The sequence below is a fragment of the Acidovorax sp. genome, from assembly GCF_022763525.1.
Taxonomy (GTDB): Bacteria; Pseudomonadota; Gammaproteobacteria; order Burkholderiales; family Burkholderiaceae_C; genus Acidovorax.
Window position 1 is genome coordinate 15613 of sequence record NZ_JALEGG010000139.1, and the last position, 16342, is coordinate 31954.

Annotated in this window: 18 protein-coding genes and 1 tRNA gene; 7 read left to right on the plus strand and 12 right to left on the minus strand. The window is 64.8% G+C overall.

Translation table 11 applies throughout. The features are described 5' to 3' along the window. The first annotated feature begins 11 nt into the window (after positions 1-11). On the plus strand, positions 12-827 hold the full coding sequence (gene hutG, locus MRY84_RS10695; RefSeq protein ID WP_291505715.1) for an N-formylglutamate deformylase: 816 nt from the start codon (positions 12-14) through the stop codon (positions 825-827). Positions 828-960: 133 nt separating this feature from the next. Next, positions 961-1164, plus strand: coding sequence for a hypothetical protein (locus MRY84_RS10700; RefSeq protein ID WP_094290971.1), 204 nt, complete (start codon positions 961-963; stop codon positions 1162-1164). Positions 1165-1208: 44 nt separating this feature from the next. On the opposite strand, the gene asd is transcribed toward MRY84_RS10700, so the two are convergent. The 6 genes from asd to MRY84_RS10730 form a co-directional block, all read right to left on the minus strand. Continuing rightward, complete coding sequence (gene asd, locus MRY84_RS10705) at positions 1209-2060, minus strand: archaetidylserine decarboxylase (RefSeq protein ID WP_291505716.1); 852 nt, start codon at positions 2058-2060, stop codon at positions 1209-1211. A 165-nt stretch (positions 2061-2225) separates the two neighbouring features. Further along, positions 2226-2942 (minus strand): ABC transporter ATP-binding protein, encoded by a 717-nt coding sequence (locus MRY84_RS10710; RefSeq protein ID WP_291505717.1) that lies wholly within the window; start codon positions 2940-2942, stop codon positions 2226-2228. A 10-nt stretch (positions 2943-2952) separates the two neighbouring features. Next, on the minus strand, positions 2953-3726 hold the full coding sequence (locus tag MRY84_RS10715) for an ABC transporter ATP-binding protein (RefSeq protein WP_291505718.1): 774 nt from the start codon (positions 3724-3726) through the stop codon (positions 2953-2955). Beyond that, positions 3719-4717, minus strand: coding sequence for a branched-chain amino acid ABC transporter permease (locus tag MRY84_RS10720; protein ID WP_291505719.1), 999 nt, complete (start codon positions 4715-4717; stop codon positions 3719-3721). Before MRY84_RS10720 ends, MRY84_RS10715 begins: the two co-directional genes overlap by 8 nt. Beyond that, the gene (locus MRY84_RS10725) at positions 4714-5577 is read right to left on the minus strand and encodes a branched-chain amino acid ABC transporter permease (protein WP_291505720.1); all 864 of its coding nucleotides are present in this window, start codon (positions 5575-5577) and stop codon (positions 4714-4716) included. Before MRY84_RS10725 ends, MRY84_RS10720 begins: the two co-directional genes overlap by 4 nt. A 212-nt stretch (positions 5578-5789) precedes the next feature. Beyond that, on the minus strand, positions 5790-6977 hold the full coding sequence (locus tag MRY84_RS10730; RefSeq protein WP_291505721.1) for an ABC transporter substrate-binding protein: 1188 nt from the start codon (positions 6975-6977) through the stop codon (positions 5790-5792). 251 nt (positions 6978-7228) lie between these two features. On the opposite strand from MRY84_RS10730, the gene MRY84_RS10735 reads away from it, so the two are divergent. From MRY84_RS10735 to MRY84_RS10750, 4 genes are all read left to right on the plus strand, one after another. Beyond that, positions 7229-8455 carry an HPP family protein gene (locus MRY84_RS10735; protein WP_291505722.1) on the plus strand — a complete coding sequence of 409 codons (1227 nt, stop codon included), beginning with the start codon at positions 7229-7231 and terminating at the stop codon, positions 8453-8455. 221 nt (positions 8456-8676) lie between these two features. After that, a complete protein-coding gene (gene infA / locus MRY84_RS10740; protein WP_291505723.1) occupies positions 8677-8928 on the plus strand; it encodes a translation initiation factor IF-1 in 252 nt (83 codons plus the stop codon). Between the two features lie 194 nt (positions 8929-9122). Continuing rightward, positions 9123-9199 (plus strand) — tRNA-Pro (locus MRY84_RS10745). 196 nt (positions 9200-9395) lie between these two features. Beyond that, positions 9396-10172, plus strand: coding sequence for a heparan-alpha-glucosaminide N-acetyltransferase (locus tag MRY84_RS10750; RefSeq protein WP_291505730.1), 777 nt, complete (start codon positions 9396-9398; stop codon positions 10170-10172). Between the two features lie 151 nt (positions 10173-10323). Here MRY84_RS10750 and MRY84_RS10755 read toward each other — a convergent pair whose 3' ends face one another. The 6 genes from MRY84_RS10755 to MRY84_RS10780 form a co-directional block, all read right to left on the minus strand. Beyond that, positions 10324-11109 (minus strand): peptidylprolyl isomerase, encoded by a 786-nt coding sequence (locus MRY84_RS10755; RefSeq protein ID WP_291505724.1) that lies wholly within the window; start codon positions 11107-11109, stop codon positions 10324-10326. 84 nt (positions 11110-11193) lie between these two features. Next, complete coding sequence (locus MRY84_RS10760; protein WP_291505725.1) at positions 11194-11454, minus strand: BolA family protein; 261 nt, start codon at positions 11452-11454, stop codon at positions 11194-11196. A gap of 12 nt (positions 11455-11466) precedes the next feature. Continuing rightward, on the minus strand, positions 11467-12015 hold the full coding sequence (locus tag MRY84_RS10765; RefSeq protein ID WP_291505726.1) for a septation protein A: 549 nt from the start codon (positions 12013-12015) through the stop codon (positions 11467-11469). Positions 12016-12032: 17 nt separating this feature from the next. Further along, entirely contained in the window at positions 12033-12452 is a 420-nt protein-coding gene (gene msrB, locus MRY84_RS10770) for a peptide-methionine (R)-S-oxide reductase MsrB (RefSeq protein ID WP_291505727.1), read from the minus strand. Next, positions 12449-13930, minus strand: coding sequence for a protein adenylyltransferase SelO (locus MRY84_RS10775; protein WP_291505728.1), 1482 nt, complete (start codon positions 13928-13930; stop codon positions 12449-12451). Before MRY84_RS10775 ends, msrB begins: the two co-directional genes overlap by 4 nt. A 63-nt stretch (positions 13931-13993) precedes the next feature. After that, entirely contained in the window at positions 13994-15037 is a 1044-nt protein-coding gene (locus MRY84_RS10780) for an AraC family transcriptional regulator (RefSeq protein WP_291505729.1), read from the minus strand. 289 nt (positions 15038-15326) lie between these two features. On the opposite strand from MRY84_RS10780, the gene MRY84_RS10785 reads away from it, so the two are divergent. Continuing rightward, positions 15327-16342: carboxylesterase family protein (locus MRY84_RS10785; protein ID WP_291505731.1), on the plus strand; the 1016-nt coding region annotated here is incomplete at its 3' end.

The following is a 16342-nucleotide window of genomic DNA, read 5'->3' on the forward strand; positions in this document are numbered from 1 at the left end:
CGGTGCCATCCATGACCACCACACCCCCGCCCTTCACCTTTCACCGGGGCACGCAGCCACTGCTGATCTCCATGCCCCATGCAGGCACCTATGTGCCGCCGCAGCTTGCTGCGCGCTTTACCGACGAAGCCCGCCAGGTGCCCGACACCGACTGGCACATGGAGCGCCTCTATGCGTTTGCGAAAGACATGGGGGCCTCCATCCTCGTGGCCACGCATTCGCGCTATGTGGTGGACCTGAACCGCCCGCCCGATGGCGCGAGCCTGTACCCCGGCCAGAGCGTCACCGGCCTGTGCCCTGTGGACACCTTTGACGACACGCCCATCTACGCGCAGGGCGACGTGCCCGATGAAGCCGAGGTGGCCGCCCGCCGCGAGGCAGTCTGGGCGCCGTACCACGCGCAACTTCGCACCGAGCTGGACCGCATCCGCGCGCAGCATGGCGTGGCGGTGCTGTGGGACGCACACTCCATCCGCTCGGTGCTGCCGCGCTTTTTTGAGGGCAAGCTGCCCGACCTGAACCTGGGCACGGCCGATGGCGCCAGCTGTGACCCGGCGCTGGCGCAGGTGCTGCTGGCCATTGCGCAGTCGGCGCCGGGCTACACCGGTGTGCTCAATGGCCGCTTCAAGGGCGGTCACATCACGCGCCACTACGGCCAGCCCGCACAGAACATCCACGCGGTGCAGCTGGAGATGACGCAGTGCAGCTACATGCAGGAGGTTATGCCTTTTGACTACCTGCCCGAGGTGGCGGCCGGGGTGCAACCGCACCTGGAGCGGTTGCTGAAGGCGGCGCTCGGGTTTGCGCGGGCGCAAACCCCGGGCTGATCTGTCTCTGGCTTTACCTTCCGACAGCGCGGTAGGGTCAGGGATCGGTGCTAGGATGGGGTGAGCAGCCTCAGTTTTGTGCGGGCTGCGCGGTGTGCCACGCGGCCACCTGTGCGGAAGGAGCCGCATCCTTATGGAAACTGCGGCTTATTACTACATGCCCTTGTTCAAGCCTGGTGCCGTCGTCCAACTGGGGGGCAGCCGTGAAACGGTGAGCCATGTGGTGGTGCGGCGCGGTGGCCTGTTGGTGCACCTGGTGGGGCGCGATGTCCCCGTGCACCCTGACACACTCTGGCTGGAGCCCAGTGCGTTTCAGCTGAGCCGGGTGCCCGAGTAAGGCCCGCGCACTGCGGCCGGGCAACCCGGTAGCCAGCTCTCCCGTCAGCCAGCCGCCCGCTGTGCCATCGCCTCACCCAGCTGAATGGGCCGTGCGGGCGCCCACTGGGGGTTGAACTGCAGCGGCCCCTTTGGGAACAGCATCACCACAGTGGAGCCCAGCAGAAAGCGCCCCATCTCTTCGCCCTTTTGCAGGCTGACCTGGCCTGGTGCGTAGTCCCACTGGCGCAGCGTGCCGGGGCGCGGCGGGTTCACCTGGCCGTGCCACACGGTGGCCATGCTGCCCACGATGGTGGCGCCCACCAGCACCAGCACAAACGGGCCCTGGGCCGATTCAAAAAAGCACACCACGCGCTCGTTGCGCGCAAACAGCCCGGGCACGCCGCGTGCCGTGGTGGGGTTCACCGAAAACAGGTCGCCTGGCACATGCACCATGCGCGTGAGATCGCCCGCGCAAGGCATGTGGATGCGGTGGTAGTCGCGCGGGCTCAGGTACAGCGTGGCGAAATGGCCGTTCTCGAAACGCGCGCCCAAGGATGCGTCGCCGCCGACCAGCGCCGTGGTGGAGTAGGAGTGCCCCTTGGCCTGGAACACTTGGTCCTTCGCGATGGGGCCGAACTGGCTGATGGCGCCATCCACCGGGCAGATCAGGTCGGCATCGGCCAGCGGGCGGGCACCGTCCTTCAGCGCCCGCGTGAAGAAGTCGTTAAACGTGGCGTAGCTGCCGATGTCGGGGTTGGCGGCCTCGGCCATGTTCACGTGGTAGCGCGCGACAAAACGGCGGATGGCCGCCGTGGTCAGGCCGCCGAGCTGGGCCGATGCGAACTTGCCTGCAAGAGACGTCAGCGCCTGCTTGGGAAGAAGATACTGCGGAAGAACGGCGAGGCGGTCAGACACGGGATGGGCTTCCTTGGTGGGAGGGAGCGGGTCATTCTACGGGCGCGCTGGCGCAGCTACGGGTTGGGGATGTGAGCGCTTGAATATCTGTTCAGGCTGAACCTTGTGGGATGCTGGCTCAAGAGGCAATGCGAAGCGCTCCCCCATCGGGGCAAGCCGCGGCGGTCAAACGCCCAGGTACTGCTCCAGCAGTGCTGGCTGCGCGTGCAGCGCGTCCGAACTGCCCTCAAACACCACCTGGCCCTTGACCAGGATCACGTTGCGGTCGGTGATCTGCGTGACGTGTCTCCAGTTCTTGTCCACGATCACGCTGCTGATGCCGCTGTCCTTGATGAGGCTGCAGATGCGCCAGATCTCGCGCGCGATCAGCGGTGCCAGGCCTTCGGTGGCTTCGTCGAGGATGAGCACGTCGGGGTTGGTCATGAGTGCGCGGCCGATGGTCAGCATCTGCTGCTCGCCACCGCTGAGCTGCTGGCCGCCGTGGGAGAGGCGCTCCTTCAGGCGCGGGAAGGTCTCCAGCACGCGCTCGTAAGTCCAGTCGCGCTGGCCGCGCGTGCCGGCCCGGGCGGCCATCTGCAGGTTCTCGACCACGCTCAGGTTGCCGAAGATGCCGCGCCCTTCGGGCACGTAGGCGATACCCAGGCGTGCCACCTCGTAGGGTGGGCGCCCGGTCATGTCGCGCCCGGCCACGGTCACGCTGCCCGAGCGCGGCGGGACGAGGCCCATCAGCGACTTAAGCAGCGTGCTCTTGCCCATGCCGTTGCGGCCCATGAGGCCGATGGTTTCGCCGCGGCCCACACGGAAGTCCACGCCGTGCAGGATGTGGCTTGGGCCGTAGAAGGTGTGGATGCCGCGGGCATCGATCCAGGGGGCGTTACTCATCTCAGTGACCTCAGTGGTCCTCGCCCAGATAGGCGGCTTGCACGCCGGTGTCGGCGCGCACCTCGGCGGGGGTGCCGTGGGCGATGACTTCGCCGTTGACCATCACCGTGAGCCGGTCGGCCAGCGCGAACACCGCGTCCATGTCGTGCTCCACCAGCATGATGGCGTGCGCGGGCTTCAGGCGCTGCAGCAGCTCGACCATGCGCTCGGCCTCCGCCACGCCCATGCCGGCCAGGGGTTCGTCGAGCAGCAGCACCTGGGGTTCGGTGGCCAGGGTCATGGCGATCTCGAGCTGGCGCTGCTCCCCGTGGCTCATGGCTCCGGCAATGGCCGAGCGGCGGTTTTGCAGGCCAGAAAGCTCGATGGCGCTTTCCAGGCGGGCGTTGATAGCTCTGTTTTTGATAGTGGCTGTGCGCGTGTCCTGCCACCAGCGCAGGGGGTTCCAGGGCTGCTGCGGGTCGCGCGACTGCGCGGCCAGGCGCACGTTTTCGTGCACTGTGAGTGGCAGAAAGATGTTGGTCTTCTGGTAGCTGCGGCCCAGGCCCTGGCGCGAGATGCGCTCAGGAGCCCAGCCTGTCACGTCGGTGCCGCCCAGCAGCACGGTGCCCGAGGTGGGCGGCAGGTCGCCCGAGAGCAGGTTGGTCAGGGTGGATTTGCCCGCGCCGTTGGGGCCGATCACGGCATGGATCTGGCCGCGCCAGAGGTCCACAGAAACGCCATTGACGGCGGCCAGACCGCCGAAGCGCTTGGTGAGCTGGCGGGCAGAGAGGAGGGCGTCAGCCATGGTGAGAGTCCTCCTGCGCTTTGCCAGTCCGGCGCTGCCCCAGCATGCCCAGCAGCCCGCGCGGCGCGGCCACCACCACCAGCACGATGAACCCGCCCATCAGCAATTGCCAATGCTTGGTGATGTCCTTGAACACATGCAGCAGATATTCGAAAGCGAACGCGCCCACGATGGCGCCTGCAAAGTTGCCCATGCCGCCCAGGATGACCATCATGATCGCGTGTGCGCTCATGTGAAAGCCCATGAGCTCGGGGTTCACATAGCCGGTCTGCGCACCCCACAGGTAACCGGCCAGCCCCGCCAGCGCGCCCGCCAGCATAAAGGCGGTGAGCTTGTAGCCCTGCGTGCCGAAACCCATGGCGCGCATGCGGTGTTCGTTGATGCGGATGCCCGCCAGCGCCCGGCCCAGCGGGCTCCATAGCAGCCTGCGCAGCAGCGCATACACGATGACCACCAGCGCGAGCGTGAAGTAGTAGAAGGTCCTGCGCCCCTCCAGGTCGAACGGCAGCCAGCCGAAGACGGAGGCATCGGGGCGGAAGTTGATGTACAGGCCGTCCGAGCCGCCCAGCGCCTTGTTGTCGAAGAACAGGTAGAACACCATCTGCGCGAACGCCATGGTGACCATGATGAAGTAGATACCGTGCGTGCGCACCACGAAGAAGCCGATGACGAGCGCCGCCAGGCCCGCACCCGCGACGGCTAGCGGCAGCGTCCACCACAGGCTCACCGGCGCGTCAGCGGGCGTGAGGAAGGCCAGCGCATAGCCGGCCACGCCGAAGTAGGCCGCATGGCCCAGCGACACCAGCCCGGTCACGCCCTGCAGCAGATCGAGGCTCATCGCGAAGATGGCCATGATCATCATGCGCGTGACCATCTGCACGTAGAAGTCGCTGCCCACGAACGGGAACGCCAGCAGCGCCACGAGGCCCAGCACGAGGACCAGCTGCGCGCTTCTGGGCAGTACTTCGAGGTTGGAGCGGGGCGTGCTCATTGTTTGAAAAGTCCTTCCGGCTTCCACAGCAGCACCGCCGCCATCAGCATGTACACCAGCATCCCGGCCACGGACGGAAGGAGCACCTTGCCGAAGGTGTCCACGAACCCCACCAGCAGCGCCGCGATGAGCGCGCCGCGCACCGATCCGATGCCACCGATCACCACCACCACGAAGCACATGATGAGCACCGACGAGCCCATGTTGGGGTAGACGCTGGAGACCGGCGCGGCCACCATGCCCGCGACGGCGGCCAAGCCCACGCCGAGCGCGAACACCACGGCATGGATGAGCTTGATGTTCACGCCCAGCGATTCGGCCATGCTGCGGTTGAATGCGCCAGCGCGGATCTTCATGCCCAGCCGGGTCTTGGAGATCAGCAGGTACAGCGCCACAGCCAGCACGATGCACACGCCTGAAATGAACAGGCGGTAGACCGGGTACGAGAGGGTGTCGGTGAGCGGAATGGACCAGTCCAGCATCTGGGGGATGGGTACGCCATGTACATCGTCGCCCCACAGGATGGAGCGCAGCTCCTCGAAGATATAGATGAGGCCGAAGGTCAGCAGCACTTGGTCCAAATGGTCGCGGTGGTAGAAGTGGCGGAAGAGCAGCCATTCGAGCGCTAGGCCGAACACCACCGACAGCAGTGCACCGCCCAGAATGGCCAGCGCCAGACTGCCGAAATGCCCCGACAGCGAATATGCGAGGTAAGCCCCCAGCATGTAGAAGCTGCCGTGCGCCAAGTTGACCACGCCCATGATGCCGAAGATCAGCGTGAGCCCGGCCGCCAGCATGAACAGCAGCAGGCCATATTGCACGCTGTTGAGCAACTGGATCAGGAAGGTGGCGAAGTCCATGAATGTGGTGATGTTGGCGGCCTGCCGATGTGGCTGGTACCCACTGGTGAAAGGAGCTTTGTGCGGGCGATGTACCCGTGGAGTTGGTAACTGACGCGGCTCCATTGAAGGCAGCCGATCAAGGGCCGCCCCGCAGCGAGGGCTGCGCCCCCTGCCCGCTGCGCGCAGCGCTGCGAGAGCGGGGGGAAGGCGCGCAGCGCCTCAGTGGGGTGTTATCCCATCCTGCAACCGGCGCCGCTGTCGGCCAAGGCCTTGGCGGCCACGCCGATCACCTTGTTTTCCTTGTTCTCCACGCGGCGCAGGTAGATGTCCTGCACGGGGTTGTGTGACTTGCTCATCGTCCACTTGCCGCGCGGGCTGTCGATGGTGGCGCTTTCCATCGCCTTGATGACGGCAGCCTTGGCGGACAGGTCGCCCTTGACGGCGTTGGCGCCCTGCACCAGCAGCAGGCCGGTGTCGTAGCCCTGTACCGCGTACACATCGGGCTGGCTGCGGAAGGCCTTGGCGTATTCCAGGCGGAACTGCTTGTTGCGCGGCGTGTCCAGCGAGTCGCTGTAGTGCATGGTGGTGATGATGCCGTCGGCCGCAGGGCCGGCAGCGTCCAGCACGCCTTCGGTGAGGAAGCCCGAGCCATACAGCGGAATCTTGTCCTTGAAGCCCGCGGCTGCGTAGTCGCGGATGAACTTGGCCGCGCCGCCGCCGGCAAAGAAGCAGGCCACGGCGTCCGGCTTGAGCGAGGCGATCTCGGTCAGCAACGCCTGGAATTCGACGTTGGGGAAGGGCAGGCCCAGTTCCTTCACGATGGTGCCGCCAGCCGCGGTGTAGCTTTGCTTGAAGCCCTCGAAGGCCTCGTCGCCGGCCGCGTACTTCCAGGTGATCCACACGGCCTTCTTGTGGCCCTTCTCGACCATGGCCTTGCCCAGCGCGAGCGTAGGCTGCGAATTGGAGAAAGAGGTGCGGAACACGTTGGGCGCGCACAGGGCGCGGGTGGCGGCATGCACGCCGGCGTTGGGGATGAGGTTGAGCACGCCGGTGTCGCGCGCCACCTTCTGGATGCCCATCTGCACCCCGGAATGCACCGTGCCGATCAGTACATCCACCTTGTCGCGCTGCACCAGCTTGCTGGCGTTTTCCACGCCCTTGCTGGGCTCAGACTCGTCGTCCACCTTGAACCATTCGATCTCGCGCCCGCCAAGCTTGCCGCCCTGCTGGTCGATCGCCAAGCGCACGCCGTTCTCGATGGCCACGCCCAACTGGGCAAACGTGCCAGTGTAAGGCAGCATGAAACCGACGCGCACCTTGCCGCTTTGCGCCCGCACGATGGAGGGCAGCAGCAGGCCCGAGGATGCGGCCCCTACAAAAGCGGCGCTGCGGCTGAGGACGAGTCGGCGAGTGGTCATTGGGTGGGCTCCTTTGTTTAGGCTTAAAGCAATTTACCGCAAGGTTTTTCTGGTGAATACCTATGGCTTACCCGTACCGCAGAAGCTTCTTGGCGCAAGCTGCCTGTCTTGGCATTGCCCCCACGCGCACGCCGATGAGGGCAGGCATGCAAAATGCAAGCCCTGTTCTGCTTGTCGCTGCGCCGTCTTGTTGATCTGGGTGGCGGCAGTCTGTCCGCTACGTCATGCCACCGCCTGAATCCCCTCGCACCGTGTCTTCCGTTTCCGTCGCGGGCGGCAAAGATCGGTCCGCATTCGTGCCCTTCGCGCGCTGGGCGCGCAACTTCTGGCCCGCACCCTTGGGCATCGACGGGCGGGAGCGCCTGCGTTTCATCGTGGGCGCGGTGATTGGCGTGCTGCTCACGGCCTGGCTCAGCCGATGGTGGGCCGGGCCGGCGGCATCGGGGCCATGGATGGTGGCGTCGCTGGGGGCCAGCGCGGTGCTGGTGTTTGGCATGCCCTCCAGCCCGCTGGCCCAGCCCTGGCCGGTGCTGGGAGGCAGCACTTTGTCGGCGCTGGTCGGCGCCGTGTGTTCGGCGTTGGTGCCGGATCCCGCGTTGGCTGGTGCGCTCGCGGTGGGTTCTGCCATTGCGCTGATGGTGCCCCTGCGCTGCCTGCACCCGCCCGGCGGCGCGATGGCGCTGTATGTGGTGTTGACGGCGGGCGATGGCTGGCACCTGGCTGCATTCCCGATTTTGTTCAATGTGGTGGTGCTGCTGGCGGCGGGCATGCTCTACAACAGCCTCACCGGGCGCCAGTATCCCCACCCGCAGCGCATGGGGCGCCCCGCCGCAGCGGCCCAGGGCGCCTTCACGGCTTCGGATGTCGATGTGGCGTTGGCCCATTACAACCAGGTGCTGGACGTGAGCCGGGCGGATCTGGAGGGGCTGTTGCATCTTGCGGGGCGGGCGGCGTTCCAGCGGACGTTGGGCGAGGTGCGCTGCGCGGACATCATGTCCAGCCCGCCATTGGCGGTCGGCCCTGGCGCCTCGCTCAAGGATGCCTGGGCACTGATGCGCAGCGCCCAGATCAAAGCCCTGCCGGTGGTCGACGGGCAGCAGCTGGTGGTAGGAATCGTGACGGTGGCGGATTTCATGCGCCTGGCCAACCTGGATGTCCACGAAGGCTTGGGTCAACGCTTGCGCGCACTGGTCATGGGTCGCAGCGGCCAGCCTGCTGCAGTGCATGAAATCATGTCCCATCCCGTCCAGGTGGCTCACATTGGGCAGCATGCGATGGATCTCGTACCCTTGTTCTCCCATGGTGGCCATCACCATATTCCGATCGTCGACAACGAGTCCAGGCTGTGTGGCGTCATCACCCAGACCGATCTGGTGCGCACGCTGGCGGTGGTCGTACAGGGCCGGGATGAGGAGGCGCCAAAACCCGGTTCAGCACGCCCCAGGCGCACGCACCACGCCACCGCAGAGGCGCCTTGAGTGCGCGGCCCCGCATCGCGGTACAATTGACAGGCTTTGCACAGCGCTTTGCCTGTCCATTGAAGCCGTCTCCGCGGCCCTCTGCCTGATCTGCGCCCTGGTGCAGCGATTCCCACGCCCCGCCAATGCACCACGCGTCAAGCACGCCGCGCCGTAGCTGCCGTGGGAATGCCACAGTATCAGGCGCCGATCACAGAATATTTGTATTGAGAAGATAGAACATGGCCAAAGAAGAACTCATTGAAATGCAAGGCTCCGTGACGGAAGTCTTGCCCGATTCGCGTTTTCGCGTGACGCTGGACAACGGACACCAACTGATTGCCTATACCGGCGGCAAGATGCGCAAGCACCACATCCGTATCCTTGCGGGCGACAAGGTGTCGCTTGAAATGTCCCCCTATGACTTGACGAAGGGTCGCATCACCTTCCGCCATCTCGCAGGCCGGGGCCCAGGCCCCTCGGGCAACCGCTGATTCCCATTTTTGTGGGCGAGCTGCCGTGGGCAGTGAGCTCATCAAGTGTTTTCTCGTCGTTCTTGGATTCGCTGCCCGAAGCGAACGGCATGGCTGATTCCCATAGGCCCCCTTGTGGATTGCTTTTCAAAAAATCACAAAAAGCACGCCATTTGACTAAAACAAGCAATTTGCCGGGTTAGAATACGAGCTGTCGGAGCGTAGCGCAGCCTGGTAGCGCATCTGCTTTGGGAGCAGAGGGTCGCGAGTTCGAATCCCGCCGCTCCGACCAATGTTTGAAGGCCCTGCAGCATCTGCTGCAGGGCCTTTTTCATTTCCGCCGCGGCTGGTGCGTAAGCCCGTAGAGTGCCCGTATGCAATGGTTGCGGTAGATTCCGTCGAATTCGGCGGGATACATTGGTCCCTGTCGCTACAGACTCTTGCCACCGTCGCCCATGCCATCTCAGCGCAAAGCCATGATCCGTGCGATGCCTTCTTTTGCCACCACCACAGCCCCCATCTCGCGCCGTTATGACGTGGTAGATGCCTTGCGGGGTCTTGCCATGGTGTGGATGACGGTCTTTCACTTTTGCTTTGACCTGAGCCATTTGGGGTTTTGGCCGCAGGACTTTCGTACCGATCCGTTCTGGACTCTGCAGCGCACCGGCATCGTCAGCCTTTTTCTTTTTTGCGCCGGGCTGGGGCAGGCTATCGCGTTGCACCAAGGGCAGGGCTGGCCGCGGTTTGGCCGGCGGTGGGGGCAGATTGCTTTGTGCGCCTTGCTGGTCACGCTGGGCTCTGCAATCATGTTCCCGCGGAGCTTCATTTACTTCGGCGTGCTGCATGGCATGGCGGTCATGCTCGTCATTGCACGGTGTACGGCGGGCTGGGGCCGTTGGCTCTGGCTGGCGGGACTGGTTGCCGTGTTGTTGCCCCCTCTGGCGCACTATTTGTTATCCGGTGCCGGTGCGCTGGCCGAGCTGGCCCCTTGGTTCAACAGCCGGGCCTTGAACTGGCTGGGCCTGGTCGCACGCAAGCCCTACACCGAGGACTATGTTCCCGTATTCCCCTGGTTGGGCGTCATGTGGTGGGGGCTGGCCAGCGGGCAATGGTTACTGGCGCATCGTCCCAGCCTTTTGCAATGGCAGTTGCCTGCGGGAGGGGCTCTGCTGGCGGGTCTCGGGCGGTGGAGCCTGAGCTACTACATGCTGCATCAGCCGGTGATGCTGGCGATTTTGGCTGGCGTGGTCTGGATGCGTACTTGAACGAACCGGCGGCTGGGGGCTCTGGCACTGCGGTTACCCCTGATCGGAGCCGTCGACCGTCGGTGAGCAGACAGAAAAAAACGCGGCCTGGGCCGCGTTTTCACCGATGCAGAGCGCCCATGGAAGGCGCTTTCTGCAATCTCCACAGTCGTTATTCGACCTTGGCCTTGGTGCGCAGCTCTTCCTGGAACTTGGCCAGCTTTTGTTGCTGCAGCTGCTGTGCCACCTGGGGCTTGACCTCTTCCAGCTTGGGTAGCTCGGCCTGGCGGACGTCGTCCAGACGGATCACGTGCCAGCCAAATTGGCTCTTCACGGGGGTGTCGGTCATCTTGCCCTTTTCGAGCTTGACCAGCGCCTCGGTGAACTCGCTCACGTAGCTGGAAGGATTGGCCCAGTCCAGATCACCGCCCTTGGCACCGGAGCCTGGATCCTTGGACTGCTTCTTGGCGATGTCCTCGAACTTGGCGCCTTTTTTGATGGAGGCAATGATGGCCTTGGCTTCAGATTCCTTTTCGACCAGGATGTGGCTCGCCTTGTATTCCTTGCCACTGTTGGCCGCCACAAACTTGTCGTACTCAGCCTTGATCTCGGCATCCGTCACGGGGTTGTTCTTTTGGTAGTCGGCGAACAATTCGCGGATCAGGATGGTCTGGCGGGCCAACTCCATCTGGGCCTTGTAATCCGCAGAGCCTTCGAGGCCGCGCTTCTGGGCTTCCTGCATGAAGATCTCGCGCGCGATCACTTCTTCCTTGATCTGGCCTTCGAGGTCCGGCGTCACGGGGCGGCCGGAGCGTTCCACCTGCTGCTTGAGCGCCTCGACGCGCTCTTTCGGCACGGCCTTGCCGTTGACGATGGCGACGTTCTGGGCGGAAGCGGGCAGGGCCAACGTGCCCAGCACGGCAGCGGCCACGAGGCCGGACAGGAGCTGTTTCTTCATGCGGAATCCAAAAAGATGAGAGGTTGTTTTAGGCTGATTTGTGCCAGCTGAGTTCCGGCAACACGCCAAAGAGACGGGGCCGGCTCAGAGAACTTCAATGGCCAGCGCGTGAACGCCTCGGTCCATAAATTCTTGCAGCGCATCATACACAAGGCGATGTTGGGCAACGCGAGGCTTGCCTGTAAACAAAGGTGACGAAATCCGGACGCGGAAGTGCGTGCCGAAGCCCGTGCCGTTGGCCCCCGCATGGCCGGCATGGGCAGCGCTTTCGTCCAGTACTTCCAGCGCAATGGGTTCCAGCCGGTTTGCGAGAACCTCATGCATTTGTCGGGCAATCGTGCTCATGATATAGGTCCCTCAAGCTGCCGTTTCGTCGCTTTCGCTGCTCTTGATGTGCGGCGCTACATAAATGCCCTGCGCGACGAGGAACACGAGCGGAAATGCATAGCCCCAAAGTTTGAAGTCGACCCAGGCTTCGGTACTGAAGTTCACCACGACGTAGGCATTGATCAGCGACATGAATGCGCAATAGATGATCCAGGCGACGTTCAGGCGGTGCCACACGGCTTCCGGAAGTGCCAGTTGGCTGCCCAGCAGCATCTTGAGGAAGTTCTTCTTCATGGCCCACACCGCCACCGCTAATGCGAGGGACATGGCGCCGTACAGCACGGTGGGCTTCCACTTGATGAAGCGGTCATCTTGCAGCAGCAGCGTGAGGGTGCCGAAGAGCAGGATCAGCACCAGGGTTACCTTGTGCATGGTCTGCAGCCTTCGATCGATGGCGTAGATCAGGGCCATCTGTGCGACGGTGGCGCCCATGAGCACTGCCGTTCCGACATAGATGCCATACAGCTTGTAGGCCCCAAAGAACAGCAGGATGGGGAAGAAGTCGATCAGAATTTTCATGGAGTCAGGAATCGGTCTCAGGGCTCGGTCGGGCCGGATTCGAAATCCAGCGACGCCGAGTTCATGCAGTAGCGCAAGCCCGTGGGGGCGGGGCCGTCTTCAAAGACATGGCCCAGGTGCGCCCCGCATTGTGCACACACCGTCTCCGTGCGGACCATGCCGTGGCTGCGGTCCACCACCTCGGTGATGGCGCCCGGGATAGCTTCGGAAAAGCTAGGCCAGCCACAGCCAGCGTCGAATTTAGTCACGGAATCGAACAATTTGGCGCCACAGCAGACGCAGTGGTAGCTGCCATCCGCCCAGTGGGCTTCGTATTTGCCGGTAAAGGGGCGCTCTGTGGCAGCATGGCGCGTGACCTGGAACGCCACGGGTTCTGCGCCCTTCTCACGCAGCACGGCTTGCCATTCGGCATCGGATTTCTCTACGGGAAAGGTCATGATGAACAGCTGATCTCGATGGAGGAGGCCCAGTCGGGCGGGAAGGCTGCGTAGGCGTCGTGGCCCGGGTGTTCGTCAAACGGGTGTTCCAGCAGCCGCTGCAGGGTTTGGACTTCGCTGAAGTCGCCAAGTTTCGCGGCGCGGATCGCCTGTTCGCCCAGGTGGTTGCGCAGCACGAACTTCGGGTTGGTTTTGAGCATCAAATCGGCCGCTGGCGCATGAATATCAAGCGCGAGCAGCTCTGAATACGATAGCAACCAATTGTCGAACGCTGCACGATCGGCAAACAGGTCCCGAACCGGCTCAAAGTCCTGCCGGGCCACGGCGTACGAAAGCCGGCGCCAGAAGATGGGGTAGTCCACCCCGTTCTGGGCCAGCAGCAGCAAGATCCCGTCAATCAATTCTGCATCGTTGTCTCTGGTGCCAGTCAGCCCCAGCTTGGCACGCATGCGGTCCATGAACGCTTCGGGAAACACGGATTTGTAGGACTCCAGGGCCTGCTTGGCCAGCTCAGGGTCCTTGATCAGGGGCAGCAACGCCTGCGCCAAACAAAACAGGTTCCAATAGGCCACGTTGGGTTGGCGGTTGTAGGCGTAGCGGCCCTGCGTGTCGCTGTGGTTGCATACATGGCCCGGCACGAAGGCGTCGAGAAACTGGAACGGACCGTAGTCGATCGTGAGCCCCAGGATGCTCATGTTGTCGGTGTTCATCACACCGTGGCAAAAACCGACGGCCTGCCACTGGGCCATCAAGCGGGCTGTGCGTTCGCTCACGGCCTGCAGCAGGGCCGCATAGGCGTTACCGCCGAAGTCCGCGGAGGCCCGGCATTCGGGGTAATACCGGTCGATGACATAGTCGGCGAGGGTTTGCAGCTGCGGCACCAGATCACGGGCTGCAAAGTGCTCGAAATGACCAAAGCGCACGAAGCTGCGGGCCACACGGGTGACCACCGATGCGGTTTCCACGGTTTCGCGTTGCACCGGCGCTGGCGAGCCCGTGATGCACAGCGCACGAGAGGTAGGTATGCCGAGCCCGTGCATGGCTTCGCTGGACAGAAACTCACGGATGCTGGAGCGCAGCACCGCACGCCCGTCGCCCATGCGCGAGTACGGCGTGCGCCCGGCCCCCTTGAGTTGCACTTCCCAGCCATGGGTTGTTTCGCCCAGCAGGATGGCGCGGCCATCGCCCAGTTGCCCGGCCCAGACGCCGAACTGATGTCCGCTGTACACGGTAGCCAGGGGTTGGGAGCCCGGCAGCAAGGTATTGCCGGTGAAGGCCTGAAGGGCCTCGTCGGTGCGCAGCAGGGATGGCTCCAGGCCGATGAGTTGTGCCACGGCGCTGCTCATGCCGACCCAATGGGGTGCAGGCAGGGGTGTGGGGCGCAGCTCGGTGAAAAAGTCCGGCCCCAGGGCCGCAAACCCGTGGTTCCAGGCCAGGCCCAGGTCTGAAAAGGTGTCGCCGTCAGCGCGCTGATTCATGCGCTGATTGTCTCGCACGCCCCGATGCCCCCTGGACTGGAGGGCCATGGGCCTTGCGGCGCTTCAGGGCGCAGTCGCTGGCTCAGCCTGCTGAACCCGCGCGCGGTACTGCCCAGGCGGCATGCCGAACCACCGCTTGCAGGCGCGAAACAGGTTGCTCTGATCGGCAAATCCCAGCAGGTCGGCCACCTCGGCCAAGCTGCGGTGGGTGTCGGCCAGGTACTGGCGGGCGAGCTCGCGGCGGGTGTCGTCCAGCAACTGCTGGTAGCTCACGGATTCGGCATGCAGGCGCCGCTGCAAGGTGCGGTCGGTCAGATTCAGGCGTGCGGCAATGTCCTCACGGCGCGGCTCGCCCCGGTGCAGCACCCGCATGATCTCGGTGCGGACCTTGGCGCTGGCAAGCGTCTGGCCCAGCTGGTCCAGCTCGGTCTCCACCAGCCGCTCGTGCAGCGCCCACAAGCCGGGGTTGTGCGTGGGGATGGGGGCGGTCAGGTCGGCATCGGACAGCAAAAAGCGGTTGGCGGCCTGGCCAAAGCGCGGCAGCAGGCCGAAGGCGGCGCGGTAGCGCGCTTCTTCATCCGGGGGCGGCGGCGTGGTGAGTTCCATGGCCAGGGGCGCCAGGTCGCGCCGGGTCAGCCAGCAGCACAGCGTGAGCAGCGTCAGCACGGCGAATTCGATGCGCTGGCGTGGGACGGGGCGGGTGGCGCCGATGTGGCTCAGCGCAAGCCAGTAGCCTTGCCCGCGCGGGTCGCGCTTCATCTCGAACAGCGTGGCATCCGAGATCAGTGCCATTTGTCGCTGCAGGTGCTCAAAGCCCACGAGCAGGTTGGGGCCGGACGCCAGCGCGTAGCCCACCAGGTCCACGTTGCCGTAGCGCGCGGCCAGATCACGGTCCAGGCCCAGGCCCGGGCGGCCGTGGCGTGCAGCCGCCACTTCCCACAGCCGGCTCACGCGGTCCACGTCGACGCGGGATTGCGCCTGTGGCTGCTGCAGCGAGGGCAGGTCGATGCCGGCCTCGCAACACAGCTCGGCGGCGGGTAGGCCCTCCGCGGCAAACATGTCGGCGATGCCGCGCACCCACGCGGCGGAGCTGGTGCGCTGGGTCATGGGCGGGCTGCGTCCTCAGGGTTAACGCGAGGGTGGTGTTCTGAAGTCACTGTTTTGGCGCGGTTGCGATAGTGGGCCGATGGCGGTGCGTTCGCACAATCGTCGCCGAGGTCTGGCCCTGCCGCAAGTGTGACGCTTCGCTGAGGTCCGACCCATTCCAAAGAACCTGTTCAAAGTCTTTCTGAGACCCCGCAAAGACTTTGAACAGGTTCTCAAACCCACAAGGAGACAAGACATGGCTGATTTTCAGAGTCGCTTGCGCCTCGGCGCCGCCGTGCTGGCCGCGGTGATGGGTACGGCTTGCGGCGGTTCGGACAGCGCACCGCCTCAGGTGCGCGAAACCCGCTACGGCGTGGTGCGCGGGACGGACGACAGCGCCACCACCGGCACCTATGCCTGGAAGGGCGTGCCCTTTGCCAAGGCGCCGGTGGGGGAGCTGCGCTGGCAGCCGCCCGCCGAACCCGCCGCCTGGACGGGCGAGCGCGATGCCACGCGCTTCGGCAATGCCTGCCTGCAGATGGGGCGGCTGTACGGCCCCGGCGCCAACAACCGCTTTGACGACACCATCGGGAAGACGCTGAGCACCCCGGTCGGCAGCGAAGATTGCCTGACCCTGAACATCTGGCGCCCGGCCAGCGCCCAAGACAACCTGCCCGTGCTGCTGTTCCTGCATGGCGGCAGCGGCATCTCGGGCTACACGGCCGACCCGGTGTACGACGGCGCGGCGCTGGCGCGCCGGGCCAACGCTGTGGTGGTCACCGCCAACTACCGGCTCGACGTGCTGGGTTTCTTCCAGCTGCCGGCCCTGCATGCGGGCAGCCAAGCTTACAGCGGCAACTATGCGCTGTTGGACAACCTTCAGGCGCTGCGCTTCATCCGGGACAACATCGGGCGCTTCGGCGGCGATCGGGCCAACGTCACGCTGATGGGGCAGTCCGCAGGCGCCACCAACGTGCTGGCACTGCTCACCGCGCCGGCAGCTGCGGGCCTGTTCCACAAGGCGCTGCCCATCAGTGCCGGCATTTCGCTGGCCACCAATCTTCCCGCAGGGACCATTCCCACGCTCAACCCGGCCAGCAGGTACGCCGCCCAGGCAGGCGCCTTGCTGGCGGCTCTGGCCGTGGCCGACGGCCTGGCGCCCGACGCGGCGGCAGCGGCGGCGCTCGTGGCGGGCTGGACACCAGCGCAGACCGCAAGCTACCTGCGCGGCAAGGACGGCCGGGTGCTGCTGCAAACCGTGCTCAAGAGCGGCCTCACGGGCTCGGGCCCCATCCCCGATGGCGTGCTCATCCCGTCCGACCCCAT